Source organism: Klebsiella sp. 2019SCSN059 (genome assembly GCF_021739525.1).
Taxonomy (GTDB): domain Bacteria; phylum Pseudomonadota; class Gammaproteobacteria; order Enterobacterales; family Enterobacteriaceae; genus Klebsiella; species Klebsiella quasipneumoniae.
Genome location: NZ_JAKKOM010000019.1, coordinates 15,623 through 30,826 on the forward strand (window position 1 = coordinate 15,623; position 15,204 = coordinate 30,826).

The following is a 15,204-nucleotide window of genomic DNA, read 5'->3' on the forward strand; positions in this document are numbered from 1 at the left end:
ATACTCCCTATATGAGGCTCATGTTTCGTTTTTCAAGTTACATGACGCGACAGGCAAACCCCTTCAGATACAGCCCTTCCGGATAGGTTGCGATCACCGGATGGTCGGCAGCCTGACGGAACTGTTCTATAAATTGTACATCACGTCCGGCATCAATTGCGGAATCCGCGATGATTTTCTGAAATAAATCGGTGGTCATCAGGCCGGAGCAGGAGAAGGTCAGCAGCACGCCGCCGGGGTTCAGCAGCTGGATCGCCAGCATATTGATGTCTTTATAGCCACGGCAGGCGCCCATCAACTGGCTTTTATTTTCTACGAATTTCGGCGGATCCATCACGATGACGTCGAATTTCTCCCCTTGATCGCGGTATTTACGCAACAGTTTGAACACGTCGTCGCGCACAAACTCCGCTTTGGACAGATCCAGTCCGTTGAGCTCCACGTTCTGGCGCGCAACGTCGAGCGCCTCCTGCGAGGTATCCACGCTGGTGACCTGGCGGCAGCCGCCCATCAGCGCCGACACCGCAAAGCCGCCGGTATAAGAGAAGCAGTTCAGCACCCGTTTGTCCGCCACGTAGCGACGGGTCGCCAGGCGACTGTCGCGCTGGTCGAGGTAATAGCCGGTTTTGTGCCCGCCCTGGATATCGACCAACAGCTTCATGCCGTGCTCAGCGATCGGCAGCAGCGCTGGCGGCAGTTCGCCCACTACCGGCCCCTGGGCCAGCTCCAGCCCCTCTTTTTTACGCACCGCGACATCGCTGCGATCGTAAATGGCGCAGTCCGGGAACAGGCTCTGCAGGGCGCTGATGATGGCGGCGCGCTGGTATTCGGCGCCTGCGCTGAGGAGCTGCAGTACGAAAAAGTTGCCAAAGCGGTCGATTGTCACGCCCGGCAGCCCATCGGACTCGCCGGCGATCAGACGGTAGCTGTCGAGACCATCGCGCTCGGCCAGCCAGGCACGCCAGGTTTGCGCCTGCTGCAGGCGGCGTTCAAAGAAGGCGTTATCAATGGCTTCGTTGCGATCGAAGGTCCACACGCGGGCGCGGATCTGCGACGACGGCGAATAAGCGCCGCGGGCCAGCCATTTTCCCTGATGGTCAACGATATCGATGGTTTCACCGCTGCGGGCTTTACCTTCCATGCGGGCGACACCGCCGGAGAAAATCCACGGATGGCGACGCAGCAGGGATTTCTCGCGTCCTTTGGCTAACACTAAGCGGGGGAATAGGGAATCTGTCATGGAGCTACCTTTAAGCAACGGGAATGTCGGCACCGAAAAATGGCGCGTAGATTAGCACACCTGGCGCATACAAGCATCTTTCCCCCGCCAGGCGCGGTTGAGCGTTTCGGCACAAAATGCAGGCGCTTCAGCACATTCACTTTGCGCGGCGTTTCATACTCTGTCTTCTCACCCCCAGGAGGAGAAGACGATGAAAACAGGTATGCGGATAGTTGTGGCGATGGTTGCGGCAGTGAGCAGTGGCGCGATGGCTGCGCCGTTTAGCGTGAGCAGCAATGATATGCGTGACGGGCAGCCGCTGGCCCAGAAGCACTGGTTTACCGGTTTCGGCTGCACAGGAGGCAATGTCTCTCCACAGCTGGCATGGAAAAACGCCCCGGCAGGCACGCGCAGCTTCGCGGTCACCGTCCGGGATCCTGATGCGCCTACCGGCAGCGGCTGGTGGCACTGGACGTTAGTCAATATTGCCAGCAGCGTCTCTTCTCTGCCCGCTGGCGCGGGAGATAAAAACAGCGCTACACTGCCGGGCGGAGCGGTACAGGGCCGCAACGATTTTGGCTATGCCGGCTTCGGCGGCGCCTGCCCGCCGGCGGGAGATAAACCACATCGCTACCGTTTTACGGTGTGGGCGCTGGATATCCCCACGCTGCCGGTGAACGCCGATGCCAGCGGGGCGCTGGTCGGGTATCTGTTACACAGCCATGCTCTCGCCAGCGCCCAGTTGACGGCGACGGCCGGGCGCTAAAATAAAAGGGTGGTCGGATGGAGAGTATTCATTTTCAGCATAACGCCCTGACCGCCGCGGAGATCACCACCCGACGGCTATGCAGGCTGCATCGGGTGCGTCTGTTCGCCCCGGCGCTCTGTCGGGTAAAGCGCGGCAGCAAGGTGATTGTGCAAGGGGAGAGCCGGGTGCTGGCGACCCCGCAACAGCTGATTGTTTTGCCGGCTGACGTTGAGCTGGAGGTGATTAACCAGCCGGAGAATGGCCTCTTTTGCTCCGATCTGCTGTCGCTGACGCCCGAGCTGTTGACGGCGTTCAAGACCCGCTATGTCAGTGAACCACCGCCCGGGCGTCTGACCTCGCTCTGCGCCCCGGTGACGACTGAGCTGGCGTTTATGTGGCAAAGCGTTCTGCAGGCGGTGCGGGAAGGCTTGTCCCCCTCTCTGCAGCAGCATCAGACCATGGGCCTGCTGCTGGCCTTGCACGAGGCGGGTTATGCCGGCCCGCTGCTCGTCGAGCGGCAGCAGGATCTGTCGGCGCAGGTTCGACAACTGGTCATGCTGTCGCCAGCGCAAGCGTGGAGCGTGTCGCGGGTGGCGAAAATGCTCTTTCTCGGCGAGTCCACGCTGCGCCGTCGGCTGCAGCAGGAATCGCAGAGTTTTCGCCAGATTGTCGAGGAAGTGCGGATGGCCCATGCCCTGGGGCAGCTGCAGACCACTTCGCGGCCCATCGGGGAAATTGCGCAGAACAGCGGATATCAGTCGGGATCGCGCTTTACCGCGCGCTTCCGTCAGCACTATGGTTTACTGCCAAAGCACGTACGCTGAATGAATTTGCTATCCTCAGCGTAAAGGGTGAGCGAAAAGGAGACGATGATGGCCAGTATCTGCACGATGGCATGGGTTTACGGTTCAGTTCAGGGCGTAGGGTTTCGCTATTCGACACAGCGGGAAGCGCTGCAGCTGGGATTGACCGGCTATGCCCGTAATCTGGACGACGGCGGGGTGGAAGTGCTTGCCTGCGGCGAGGCGGAGCAGGTGGAGAAACTCATCGCCTGGCTGAAAGCCGGTGGGCCGCGCAGCGCGCGGGTTGACCGAGTGTTGACTGAACCCCATCAACCCACCCGCAGCTGGGACAAGTTCGCGATCCTCTATTAGATGCACTTCACCGGCTTCGGCAGACCGGCGATTTTGGTCGCTTGTTTGGCGGGGCCTTTCGGAAACAGGCGATAGAGATAGCGGCTGTTGCCTTTCTCTTCGCCAAACTTGTTGGCCATCGCCTTTACCAGCATGCGGATCGCTGGCGAGGTGTTGAATTCAAGGTAAAACTCGCGCACAAAGCGCACCACTTCCCAGTGCTCAACGGCGAGCGTTATCCCTTCCTGCGCGGCGATGACGTCGGCCATCGCCTCGCTCCACTGGGTGGTATCTTTCAGATAGCCTTCGCTATCCGTCTCAATTTCGTTGCCTTCAAAAATAAACATAATTTTTCACATACCGCCTGAAACTGGCCGCAGTGTAGCAAAAAAAAAGGCCCCGCATAAGCGAGGCCTTTGTTAGCAGGAGAACGGTTAGTCCCGGCTGGCGAAGCCCAGGATGCTCAGCAGGCTGACAAAGATGTTGTACAGCGAGACATACAGGCTGACCGTGGCGCGAATGTAGTTGGTTTCACCACCGCGGATGATGTTGCTGGTCTCGAACAGGATAGCGCCCGAAGAGATCAGGATGAACACCGCGCTAATCGCCAGGTGCAGCGCCGGCAGCTGCAGGAACAGGTTAGCGACCATACCAATCAGCACCACGACCACGCCGGCCATCAGCATCCCGCCGAGGAAAGACATATCTTTGCGCGTCGTCAGCACGTAGGCCGAGCAGCAGAAGAAGACCAGCGCCGTACCGCCCAGCGCCAGGCCGATCAAATCGCCCATGCCGGCAGAAAGGTACGCGTTCAGCATCGGTCCAAGGATATAGCCGAGGAACCCGGTGAAGGCGAAGGCGGAAATAATCCCGGTGGGCTTATTCGCCGTTTTATAGGTCAGGAACATCAGACCGTACATCCCCACGAGGGTTAAAATCAGCCCCGGGGAAGGAAGCATCAGCACCGTGCTGGCGGTAGCGGTGATGGCGGAAAACGCCAGCGTCAGGCTGAGCAGGAAGTAGGTGTTACGCAGAACCTTGTGCGTGCTGAGCAGCGAGGAACGGTCACGCGATGATGTAATTATGCGATCCATGAGTCACTCTCTTATGACAGATGTAATTAGGTATAAAGAATAAGAAAAACAAGCGTGAAGCCCTAATGCTTTTACCCATCTTTACTTAGCTTTTGCCGCTTTTGACTAGCATAAAATTCTGCATGGATTGGAAAAAGCGATATGTTTTCGCGTTTCGCTTCGGTGAGCCGATCGAAATCTTATAGGTTACTGAAAAATATTGCTTTATTGAAATTCTGCGACTAAGTGTGGAAGGGGGAATAACTCCGTACGTTAAAGGCAAAGGGAAATGACATTACATCAAAACAATCACATCACGCGAACGCTGCTGGCAGTCAGTATGATAGCAATGATCGGCGGGGCGCAGGCGGCGCAGGTGCCGCCGGGCACCCAGCTGGCGGAAAAGCAGGAGCTGGTCAGAAATAACGGCAGTGAACCAGCCTCGCTCGATCCGCACAAAGTCGAGAGCGACGTTGAAAATAATATTATTAGCGATCTCTTCGAAGGTCTGGTCAGCGTATCGCCTGCGGGGGCGGTCGAGCCCCGGCTGGCGGAACGCTGGGAAAACAAGGACAACCAGCTGTGGACCTTCCATTTACGTCCCGGCCTGACCTGGTCCGACGGCACGGCCATCACGGCGCAGGATATCGTCTGGAGCTGGCAACGGCTGGTCTCGCCGGCCACCGCCTCCCCCTATGCAAGCTACCCCGGCAATATGCATATCACCAACGCCCGAGAGATTGCCCTGGGGCAAAAGGGCCCCGAGACGCTGGGGGTGAAAGCCCTAAACGACACCACGCTGCAGGTCACCCTGACTCAGCCGAATGCTGCCTTCCTGGCGATGCTGGCGCACCCCGCGCTGGTGCCGATCGACAAAGTGCTGGTGGAGCGTTTTGCCGATAAATGGACCCGGCCAGAGCATATCGTCACCAGCGGGCCCTATAAGCTGACCCAATGGGTGGTGAATGAACGGCTGGTGGCTGAACGTAATGTGAAGTACTGGGACAATGCGCACACGGTTATCAATAAAGTCACTTACCTGCCAGTCTCTTCCGAGGCCGCCGATGTCAATCGCTACAAAGCGGGGGAGATCGATATTGTTTACACGGTGCCGATCAATCAGTTTGCGCAGTTGCAGAAAACCATGGGCGACCAGCTGGACGTTTCGCCACAGCTGGCGACCTATTACTACGAGTTCAATACCACCCGGCCGCCGTTTAACGACGCGCGCGTGCGTCGGGCGCTGAATATGGCGCTTGATAAAGATATCATTGCCGGAAAAGTTCTCGGCCAGGGCCAGCGCCCGGCCTGGGTGATCAGTCAGCCGGATATTGGCGGCGTGACGCTACACAACCCGGACTATGCCAGCTGGCCGCGCGAGAAGCGGATTGCCGAGGCGAAAAAACTGCTGGCGCAGGCGGGGTACGATGAGCGGCACCCACTGATCTTTACCCTGCTATATAACACCTACGAGTCACATCAGCGCATCGCCATCGCCGCCAGCTCTATGTGGAAGAAAAACCTCGGCGTCGAGGTGAAGCTGCAGAACCAGGAGTGGAAGACGATGCTGGATACGATGCATACGCATAATTTTGACGCCGTCCGCTACGCGTGGATTGCCGACTACGACGATGCCGCCTCCTTCCTCAATACCTTCCGCACCGGGGATAGCGAGAACACCAGTCAGTACAGCAACCCGGCTTACGATGAGGCGCTGCACAACGCGGCGAAAGCCACCGACGTGGCGACCCGCGGCAAATACTATCAGCAGGCGGAAGATCTGCTGGCGCAGGATGTTCCCGCCATTCCGGTCTATCACTATGTGCGTACCCATTTAGTGAAGCCCTGGGTGGGCGGCTTCACGCCGGACAAACTGGGGTACTACTACACCAAAGATATGTACATAAAGAAACTGCCGTCCGCGAGCGGCGATGGGCGCTGATTTTCTGTGCGAACTGCCTGAAATTCAGACGAATAACACAGATTTGTTTGTTTTTAAGGCAGTTGAACAAAATGGTGCTTTACAGCATCCGCCGAGGTGTTTATAGTGCGCCTCACACCGGAAGTGTGGCCGAGCGGTTGAAGGCACCGGTCTTGAAAACCGGCGACCCGAAAGGGTTCCAGAGTTCGAATCTCTGCGCTTCCGCCATATAAAAGAAGGGGTTACCGAAAGGTAACCCCTTTTTGCTTTTCCCTTTGACCATCCCAACCGCGCTTCATCCTGACCTTCGACTTCGCAAACCCGCCATGCGAAATCTCGTTGACTCTGTCAGCGCCGCAGCGTAATCAGCTGGCGAAAATGAAACCACCAATCCGTTTAAAAGGCGGAATGTTAATTGTTCCGAAGCACGATATAAGCGAATTGATGCTCAGGAATAAAAACTTTCCGCAAAAAAACTTCGTCTATACTTGGAAAAATGATGATTTACCTGCCACGGTTTTACGCAGAAAAGAGGCCAGTGAGGTCAGCATGCCTGTCATTAATCCGCAAGATATCAAAGAATTACGGGCGTTGGTTGAAGAACAATTAAAATACACGCTGTGTGTCAGCTTAAATAAAGCCACGCAAGGCGATATTTTTAACGCGGTGGCGCTGGCCATTCGTCATTTTCAGCAGGACCATTTTCTGTCGAGCCAGGCGCGGCAGCGCGAAGCGCGAAAAAAGCGAGTTTACTACCTGTCGATGGAGTTTTTACTCGGCCAGTCGCTGCGTAATAACCTGGTGAATATGAATTTACTGTCGGAGATGCGCCAGGTGGTCAATGACCTGGGGTTTGATCTTGAACGCCTCCTTGACGAGGAGCCTGACGCCGCGCTGGGTAACGGCGGATTAGGGCGCTTAGCCGCTTGCTTTATCGACTCGATGGCCACCCTTGACATTGCAGCGTCCGGGCATGGCATCAAATACGAATATGGCCTTTTTCGCCAGTCCTTTCAAAACGATCAGCAGATCGAACATCCTGATGACTGGCACTCCATGCATTCCCCATGGCTGGTGGAGCATCACGCCCAGCACATTCTGATCCCGCTGGGGGGGTATATCGAGCATAGCGAAGATATAGATGGTAATTACAACCCGATGTGGCTCGGCTGGAAAACTATCGTTGGTATTCCCCATGACTATTTTGTTTCCGGCTACCGGGATACGACCACCAACAAGCTGCGTCTCTACAGCGCGGTAGCCTCTGACTCCTTTAATATCCATATTTTTAATCGCGGCGATTATATCAAGGCGGTGAGTGAAAAAATCGCCTCGGAGAATATTTCAAAAATACTCTATCCTTCCGATGAGGTGCTGACCGGAAAAGAGCTGCGGCTGACCCAGGAATATTTTCTGGTGGCCTGTACGCTGCGGGATATATTTCGTGACTACGCTGAGGTTAATGACGACATTACTTTGCTGGCGCAGCATGTGGCTATTCAGCTTAATGACACCCATCCGGCATTGGCGGTGGTGGAGCTGATGCGGATCCTCGTGGACGAATACCGACTGCCCTGGGAGCAGGCGTGGGAGATAACGCAAAATACCTGCGCCTATACCAATCATACGCTGATGCCGGAAGCGCTGGAGACCTGGCCGGTGTCGTTGTTTGAGAAACTTCTGCCGCGTCATTTGCAGATTATATTTGAGATTAACCACCGTTTTCTCGAAGCGGTGGCCCGGCGCTGGCCGGATAAAAATCATCTGTTATCTTCGCTGTCTTTAATTGACGAACATCATGATAAGCAAATCCGCATGGCTAATCTGGCCATTGTCGGTAGCCATCGCGTGAATGGGGTGGCGTGGCTGCACTCAGAATTGGTCAAAAAACAGCTGGTGCCTGATTTCTATTTTATCACCCCGGAGAAATTCATTAATCAGACCAACGGCGTCACACCGCGTCGTTGGGTGCAGCAGGCTAACCCTGGGCTGGCAGAGTTTTTGCACAAACAATTGGGGGAGGGGTGGCCAACCGATTTACCCCAGCTCTCCCGTCTGGAAAACCTGGTGGACGATCCGGCCGTTATTGACAATATCCGGGCCATAAAATTTGCTAACAAAACCGCGCTCAGCCAGCTGGTGGCGCAACGCTACGGCATCCCGCTGGATCCGCTGGCCATGTTTGACTGTCAGGTCAAACGTATTCACGAATACAAACGACAGTTACTCAATATTCTTCACGTGATCGCGCTGTACCTGGATATCAAAGAGGCAGGGAGAACGATTGCGCCTAAGGTCCATTTGTTTGCGGGTAAAGCGGCGCCGGGCTACCGGATGGCGAAGCTGATTATTCAGTTGATTAATACCGTTGCCCGAAAAATTAACAGTGACCCGCAGGTCGCCGGGCAGCTTAAAGTGGTTTTCCTCGAAGATTATAAAGTCTCGCTGGCGGAAAAAATTATTCCCGCCACGGATCTCTCTGAGCAAATTTCCACCGCCGGGACCGAGGCGTCCGGCACCAGCAATATGAAGTTTGCCATGAACGGCGCGTTAACTATCGGCACCTATGATGGGGCGAATATCGAAATCCGCGAGGCAGTGGGGATCGATAATTTTTATCTGTTTGGCGCGGTGGCGGAAGAGATTGAAGAGAGCCGACGCCTCGGGCGTCACCATGCGTTCTATCATCAGAATCCGGCTATCGCGCGAGTGGTCGATAGCCTGGTGTCCGGGCAGTTTACCGCCGATCGCGAACGGTTTGCGCCGCTGCATCAGATGCTGACGGGGGCCGATCATTACTGCCATCTGCTGGATTTCGACAGTTATTGTCAGGTGCAACAGCAGGCGATGGCTGATTTTGAACAACCGGATCGCTGGCACCGCCGGGCCTTGCTCAACATTTGCCGGATGGGGGAGTTTTCCAGCGACAGAACCATCCGCGGCTACGCCAGGGATATCTGGGGCATCACCCGCTAAAAAAGCACACGCCAAACAGAACTGAGTCGCGTTGACAGGTGTCAGCCAACATTGAGGATAAAGATGAACGTTGAATTACATACTGAGCAGGGCGTCAAAATTATCGTGCCCCTGGTGCGTCGACTGGATGCTTCCGTTGTCTCGGCGTTTAAGCAGCAGGTCCTCGAGGCCATCGACGGGGAGACAAAAAACGTACTGCTGGATCTGAGCCATGTCGAGTTTATCGACAGCAGTTGCCTGGGTGCCCTGGTATCCATACTCAAGAGCGTCAGTGGGCAGGGAGAGCTGGTGCTGTGTTCGCTCAACGGGACGATCCAGAACCTGTTCAAGCTTACCCGTATGGATCGTATCTTTTCTATTAAAGAGAACCGTCAGGAGGCGCTGAACCTGTTTGCTCAGGGATGAGGTTTGTGCAGGGCAGGATTGCCGCCGGGTTACTGACCGCCCGCTTATTCTTCGATAATCCGTGCCTTCGGTTTACTCAGCAGGAGCATCACCAGCGCGACGTAGGGCATCGGCTTCCAGAAGAAGTAGCCCTGCAGCAGAGGAATATTCTGGCGATTGAGGTAATCCAGCTGGGCCTGGGTTTCAACGCCCTCGGCAATGATGCGCAGTGAAAGCGTTCGGGCCATCTCTATCACGCAGTCCAGCAGCTTGCTTGACGGCGTCTCTCCGGTCACGCGACCGACAAAGCTCTGATCGATTTTAATGTAATCAAACACCAGTTCGTGCAGATAGGAAAGCCCGGAATAGCCGGTACCAAAGTCGTCCAGCGCGATGGAAAACCCACAGTTGTGTAACCTGTTGAGCTTGTCGACCACCGCCCCATTGAGTAACAGCGGTTCCTGCTCGGTGATCTCCAGCATCAGCTTTACCGCTTTACCCTCAAAGCCGCGCTGAAAGTGCAGACAATCATCGATAAACGTCGGCGAGTTAATATGCGACGCGCTGATGTTGAGGCCGATATGAAACCCATCCGGTAGTTTATTAAAGAGCGGTCTCATCTGGGCGGTTACCTGCGCCATCAGGCTGCGGGTCAGCGGAATAATTAAGCCGGTACGCTCGGCCAGCGGTATAAATTCAGCAGGTGAACGCGAGGGCGTGGTGGTGTTTTGCCAGCGTGCCAGTATTTCCACACCGTATATCTCACCGGTTTTCCCGTTCACCAAAGGCTGGTAGTAGGGAACGATATAGCCCTGGGCGATGGCGTAGCGTAACTTTTCCTCTTCAGAGGTGTAAACATTGAGAAATTTACGCATCAGAAAATAAAACAGCAGCGAAACAGAGAAAATAAAAATCAGCAAACCGGCGCCATTATTCACCAGGCGGCCGGGGCTTAAAAAAGATGACTCGGGATAGGCAATGCGAAACGGATAGGCCGGCGAGGTAAAAACGCTCCGGCTTGGATCAGCAGCCTGTGGCTGGACATCGCCATGCCTGGTAATCATTTGATCCTGAACCCATAGCGCCAGCCCATTGCTATCCGAATCGCTATATAGCGCATCGCGCAGATGGACGTCGCTGATAGTGACAATTACCCGGATCTGCGCTGAGTGCGTCTGATAGATCAGCACCGGACGCTTATTGACCATCATTCTGGCCGGGAGCAGCATCAGAGGTTCGTCAGATAAAGAAACAGGGCTGAGCGTCAGGACCCGGTTGCCGGGCAGGGATGAGCACCACACCTGGCCCTCTTTTATCAGCATAATGGTGCGCAGATGCGGCTGCAGGGCGGCCTCCGTTCCGAGCTGAAACTGACCCTGTTCCGAGCACCCGCTGCGGCTAACGTTCATCGCCGTCACCGTTGCTGTGCGGGCCTCATCCAGAATAACGGCGATTTTCGTCGCCGCCTGGCGGGCGGCGGCGACATGGGCGGCCTGGTCGGAATGCCACAGTTGCCAGTTAATGACGAACACGCCAGCCAGAAATACCACCAGCGCCAGGGAAAAGGCAATCCATGCGTTTCGCCGCTTTATCTCTTTCATTTATCGTGCGTGCCAGGGTGAGTGTGCATAAAGTTAACCATCCCTCTGACGGTAAAGGCTTTTTAATGATCGTAGAAGGGGGATATCTTTCATGATGACGGCGCATATTAAAAACATGATCAGTATCACAATACCCGCCGGCAAAGACCGCAGATAACGTGCAGAGGCGGCTGCTCTGTCACGAAGGCAATAAAATAATCGCAGCTTAATGTTTTCTTAATCTAAATTTCGGGAACGGATGGTTTTAAGCATTTTCTAATCCCTAATAACAGACCGGCGCTATTTTTTGCTTTTTTAAGTTTATGATAATTGTTTTCATTATCATTCTTTTTTTGCTGTGATTTAATCCTCTCCGCTCAGGCTATTTACCATTAATTGCCCTATTTCATTAAGGATGCGTTCATGAAATCTCGCTTATCGCCCCTCCGCACGGCAGCGCTGGTTGCCGCTTCACTGTTTCTGGCGCCGCAAGGGATGGCGGCTGACGGTCAGGACGGGATTGTGGTCTACAACGCCCAACACGAAAATCTGGTGAAGTCGTGGGTGGATGGATTTACGAAAGAGACCGGTATTAAAGTCACGCTGCGCAATGGTGATGACAGCGAGCTGGGTAATCAGCTGGTTCAGGAAGGCGCCGCGTCGCCAGCCGATGTGTTTCTGACCGAGAACTCGCCGTCGATGGTGCTGGTTGATAATGCCAAACTTTTCGCCCCGCTGGATGCGGCGACCCTGCAGCAGGTTCCGGCGCAGTACCGCCCTCAGCACGGTCGCTGGATCGGCATCGCCGCGCGCAGCACCGTCTTCGTCTATAACCCGGCGAAAATCAGCGAGGCGCAGCTGCCGCACTCGCTGATGGATCTGGCAAAACCGGAGTGGAAGGGCCGCTGGGCGGCTTCGCCATCGGGGGCGGATTTCCAGGCTATCGTCAGCGCAATGCTGGCGCTGAAAGGCGAGCAGGCGACCCTCGACTGGCTGAAGGCGATGAAAACCAACTTTGTCGCCTATAAAGGCAACAGCACGGTGATGAAAGCGGTCAACGCCGGGCAGATCGACGGCGGGGTGATCTACCATTACTATCGCTTCGTTGACCAGTCAAAAACCGGCGAGAACAGCAAAAACACCCAACTGTATTACTTCAAACACCAGGATCCAGGGGCCTTCGTCAGCATTTCCGGCGGCGGCGTGCTGGCCTCCAGCAAACATAAAGCGCAGGCTCAGGCCTTTATTAAATGGATCACCGGTAAGCCGGGACAGGATGCGCTGCGCACCAATAACGCCTTCGAATATGCGGTGGGGGTAGACGCGGCCTCTAACCCGAAACTGACCCCGCTGAAAGATCTGGATGCCCCGAAGGTAGAACCTTCCTCGCTGAACAGTAAAAAGGTCATTGAACTGATGACGCAGGCTGGCCTGCTCTGATCCTGAGGAAGTGATGTTGCTATGTCTGTTCTGAGTCTGTCGCTCGGAAAGAAAACAGGACGCCTGCCCGAGCGCAGGCGTCCTGCATTTCCGATGGTTGCCTTAGCGCTCCTGTTTTCATTGCTGGCGCTGTTGCCGTTAGGGTTTGTGGTGGCGGTCGGATTCGATACCGGCTGGCCGACAATCAAAGCGCTGGTCTTTCGCCCGCGGGTAGGCGAGCTGCTCAGCAATACCCTGTGGCTGACGGTGCTGGCGGTCCCCATCAGCATTGTGCTTGGCGTGACGCTGGCCTGGCTGACGGAACGTACCGCGCTGGCCGGGCGGCAGCTGTGGTCGGCGCTGGCGGTGGCCCCGCTGGCCATTCCAGCCTTTGTTCAGAGCTACGCGTGGGTCAGCGCTGCGCCCTCGCTGCATGGCCTGGGCGCCGGGGTGTTTCTTTCCGTGCTGGCCTACTATCCGTTTATCTATATGCCAGTGACGGCCGTGCTGCGCCGACTCGATCCCACGCTTGAAGATGTCGCCGCATCGCTGGGCACTCCGCCGTGGAAAGTGTTCTTTCGGGTGGTCCTCCCGCAGCTGCGGCTGGCTATCTGCGGCGGTGCGCTGCTGGTGGCTCTGCATCTGCTGGCGGAATATGGTCTGTATGTGATGATCCGCTTCGATACTTTCACTACCGCCATTTACGATCAGTTCCAGTCGACCTTCAGCGGTCCGGCCGCCAATATGCTGGCGGGCGTGCTGGCTCTGTGCTGTCTGGCGATCCTGCTGCTGGAGAGCGCTTCGCGCGGTAAAGCGCGCTATGCGCGTATCGGCGCCGGGGCGGCGCGCGAGCAGAAGCGCCTGGTGCTGGGTAAAGGGGCCGCTTTCGGCGCGCAGCTGCTGCTTCTGTTGCTGGTGTTGCTGGCGATGGGGGTGCCGTTGCTGGTCCTGGGACGCTGGCTGTGGCTGGGCGGTATCGACAACTGGCTGCATGCCGATCTGTGGCATTCCCTGCGTCAAACGCTGCTGCTGGGGGCGGGCGGGGCGCTGCTGACGACGGTCTGCGCGATCCCCATCGCCTGGCTCGGCGTGCGCTATCCGCGTCCGCTGTTCCGCCTGCTGGAGGGGTGTAATTACATCACCAGCTCGCTGCCCGGCATCGTGACCGCGCTGGCGCTGGTCACCGTCACCATCCACTATGCCCGTCCGGTGTACCAGACAGAAGTGACGCTGTTTCTGGCCTATTTGCTGATGTTTATGCCGCGGGCGCTGATTAACCTGCGCGCCGGTATCGCCCAGGCGCCGGTGGAGCTGGAAAACGTCGCCCGCAGTCTCGGACGCAGCCCGGCCCGCGCCCTGTGGAGTATCACCATGCGGCTTGCCGCCCCGGGGGCGGCCGCCGGCGCCGCGCTGGTGTTCCTCGGCGTCAGCAATGAACTGACCGCCACGCTGCTGCTCTCGCCGTTAGGCACCCGCACGTTGTCGACCGGATTCTGGGCGTTAACCAGCGAGATCGACTACGTAGCGGCGGCGCCCTACGCGCTGTTGATGATCGTCATTTCGCTGCCGCTGACGGCGGTTCTCTATATGCAGTCGAAAAAAATGGCAGGGTTGTAACATGCTGGAATTGTCTTCTGTTTCGAAATCCTTCGCCGACGCGCAGGTCCTCGATAATATTCATCTTCAGGTGGCGCCGGGTAGCCGGACGGCTATAGTGGGTCCGTCGGGTTCGGGAAAAACCACGCTGCTGCGCATTCTCGCCGGTTTCGAAACGCCCGACAGCGGGCGGATCGTGATGCACGGCGCGCCGCTGTTTGCCGAGGGCGTGTTTGTTCCTGCCCACCAGCGTCGGATCGGCTACGTTCCGCAGGAGGGGGCGCTGTTTCCTCACCTCAATGTGGCGGACAATATCGCCTGGGGACTGGACGCCAGCCGCGAGGAAAAACGTCGCCGGGTGGGCGCGCTGATGGAGATGGTCGCCCTCGACCACAGCCTGGCGCGCCACTGGCCGCATGAGATCTCCGGGGGCCAGCAGCAGCGTGTGGCTCTGGCTCGCGCCCTGGCCCAGCAGCCGGCGCTGATGCTGCTCGATGAACCCTTTTCTGCCCTGGACACCGGACTGCGCGCCAGCACGCGCAAAGCGACCGCCGATCTGCTGGCGGAGACCGGCATCGCCTCGATTCTGGTGACCCATGACCAGACCGAAGCGCTGTCGTTCGCCACACAGGTGGCGGTGATGCGCCAGGGGCGTTTCGCCCAGGTGGGGACCCCGCTGGCGGTTTACGCGCAGCCGGTGGATGAAGAGACGGCGCTGTTTCTCGGCGATGCCCTGATCCTCCCCGCACGGCTGAGCCCCGGGCGGGCCAGCTGCGCGCTGGGCGACCTGGCGACAGACGCAGGGCATCCTGCTGGTGAAGGTAAGGTGATGTTGCGTCCGGAACAGCTGAGCGTCAGCGTGAGCGGGCCGCAGGAAAGTACCGCCACTATCCGCGATGTTGATTTCTCCGGCCAGCTCTCCACGCTGACGCTGTCGATGTCCGGGCACGATCGGCCGATTGTCCTGCGAACCGTAAGCCAGCCGGCGTGGCAGCCCGGCGCGACGGTGCGACTGACGGTCAGCGGCAAGGCGCGAGTGTTCAGCGGCTAATCTCTGAGCAGGCGCCGCCGGTTATCGGTGGCGCCGCACGGAAAGCTAATCAGCTGATGGATTTAGCCGATAGTATCCGCGCCACTGACCTCGTCGCCATGGAG

At 57.0% G+C, this 15,204-nt stretch carries 13 protein-coding genes, 1 tRNA gene and 1 pseudogene; 10 read left to right on the top strand and 5 right to left on the bottom strand.

Translation table 11 applies throughout. From position 1 onward, the window contains the following. Window positions 1-37 precede the first annotated feature (37 nt). A complete protein-coding gene (gene rlmI / locus L2I46_RS18390; RefSeq protein WP_023289059.1) occupies window positions 38-1,240 on the bottom strand; it encodes a 23S rRNA (cytosine(1962)-C(5))-methyltransferase RlmI in 1,203 nt (400 codons plus the stop codon). 190 nt (window positions 1,241-1,430) lie between these two features. On the opposite strand from rlmI, the gene L2I46_RS18395 reads away from it, so the two are divergent. From L2I46_RS18395 to yccX, 3 genes are read left to right on the top strand one after another with little or no spacing between them, the layout of a single operon-like run. Beyond that, complete coding sequence (locus L2I46_RS18395) at window positions 1,431-1,985, top strand: YbhB/YbcL family Raf kinase inhibitor-like protein (protein ID WP_032455288.1); 555 nt, start codon at window positions 1,431-1,433, stop codon at window positions 1,983-1,985. A gap of 17 nt (window positions 1,986-2,002) precedes the next feature. Next, window positions 2,003-2,791 carry an AraC family transcriptional regulator gene (locus L2I46_RS18400; protein WP_023289061.1) on the top strand — a complete coding sequence of 263 codons (789 nt, stop codon included), beginning with the start codon at window positions 2,003-2,005 and terminating at the stop codon, window positions 2,789-2,791. A gap of 48 nt (window positions 2,792-2,839) precedes the next feature. Continuing rightward, window positions 2,840-3,121 carry an acylphosphatase gene (yccX, locus tag L2I46_RS18405; RefSeq protein WP_004201446.1) on the top strand — a complete coding sequence of 94 codons (282 nt, stop codon included), beginning with the start codon at window positions 2,840-2,842 and terminating at the stop codon, window positions 3,119-3,121. Here yccX and tusE read toward each other — a convergent pair. Then, a complete protein-coding gene (gene tusE, locus L2I46_RS18410) occupies window positions 3,118-3,447 on the bottom strand; it encodes a sulfurtransferase TusE (RefSeq protein WP_004201447.1) in 330 nt (109 codons plus the stop codon). The two genes, yccX and tusE, sit on opposite strands and share 4 nt — an antisense overlap. 87 nt (window positions 3,448-3,534) lie before the next feature. After that, on the bottom strand, window positions 3,535-4,194 hold the full coding sequence (yccA, locus tag L2I46_RS18415; protein WP_002898458.1) for an FtsH protease modulator YccA: 660 nt from the start codon (window positions 4,192-4,194) through the stop codon (window positions 3,535-3,537). A 268-nt stretch (window positions 4,195-4,462) separates the two neighbouring features. Here yccA and L2I46_RS18420 point away from each other — a divergent pair, with 268 nt between their 5' ends. From L2I46_RS18420 to L2I46_RS18435, 4 genes are all read left to right on the top strand, one after another. After that, window positions 4,463-6,115, top strand: a complete 1,653-nt coding sequence (locus tag L2I46_RS18420; RefSeq protein WP_087824727.1) for an ABC transporter substrate-binding protein — start codon at window positions 4,463-4,465, stop codon at window positions 6,113-6,115. Window positions 6,116-6,234: 119 nt separating this feature from the next. Beyond that, window positions 6,235-6,322 (top strand) — tRNA-Ser (locus L2I46_RS18425). Between the two features lie 321 nt (window positions 6,323-6,643). Further along, window positions 6,644-9,070: a glycogen/starch/alpha-glucan phosphorylase gene (locus L2I46_RS18430; RefSeq protein WP_236948129.1), complete on the top strand. Its 2,427-nt coding sequence runs from the start codon at window positions 6,644-6,646 to the stop codon at window positions 9,068-9,070. Window positions 9,071-9,133: 63 nt separating this feature from the next. Continuing rightward, window positions 9,134-9,475 (top strand): STAS domain-containing protein, encoded by a 342-nt coding sequence (locus L2I46_RS18435; protein WP_023289065.1) that lies wholly within the window; start codon window positions 9,134-9,136, stop codon window positions 9,473-9,475. A 44-nt stretch (window positions 9,476-9,519) separates the two neighbouring features. Here L2I46_RS18435 and L2I46_RS18440 read toward each other — a convergent pair whose 3' ends face one another. Beyond that, entirely contained in the window at window positions 9,520-10,329 is an 810-nt protein-coding gene (locus L2I46_RS18440) for an EAL domain-containing protein (RefSeq protein ID WP_224252777.1), read from the bottom strand. Window positions 10,330-10,440: 111 nt separating this feature from the next. Then, window positions 10,441-11,055: pseudogene (locus tag L2I46_RS18445) on the bottom strand (CSS-motif domain-containing protein); the annotation flags it as partial. 402 nt (window positions 11,056-11,457) lie between these two features. On the opposite strand from L2I46_RS18445, the gene L2I46_RS18450 reads away from it, so the two are divergent. From L2I46_RS18450 to L2I46_RS18460, 3 genes are read left to right on the top strand one after another with little or no spacing between them, the layout of a single operon-like run. After that, window positions 11,458-12,474 (top strand): iron ABC transporter substrate-binding protein, encoded by a 1,017-nt coding sequence (locus L2I46_RS18450; RefSeq protein WP_236948130.1) that lies wholly within the window; start codon window positions 11,458-11,460, stop codon window positions 12,472-12,474. A gap of 21 nt (window positions 12,475-12,495) precedes the next feature. Continuing rightward, window positions 12,496-14,070 (top strand): ABC transporter permease, encoded by a 1,575-nt coding sequence (locus L2I46_RS18455; RefSeq protein ID WP_236948131.1) that lies wholly within the window; start codon window positions 12,496-12,498, stop codon window positions 14,068-14,070. Window position 14,071: 1 nt separating this feature from the next. After that, window positions 14,072-15,100: an ABC transporter ATP-binding protein gene (locus L2I46_RS18460; RefSeq protein ID WP_023289069.1), complete on the top strand. Its 1,029-nt coding sequence runs from the start codon at window positions 14,072-14,074 to the stop codon at window positions 15,098-15,100. Window positions 15,101-15,204 lie beyond the last annotated feature (104 nt).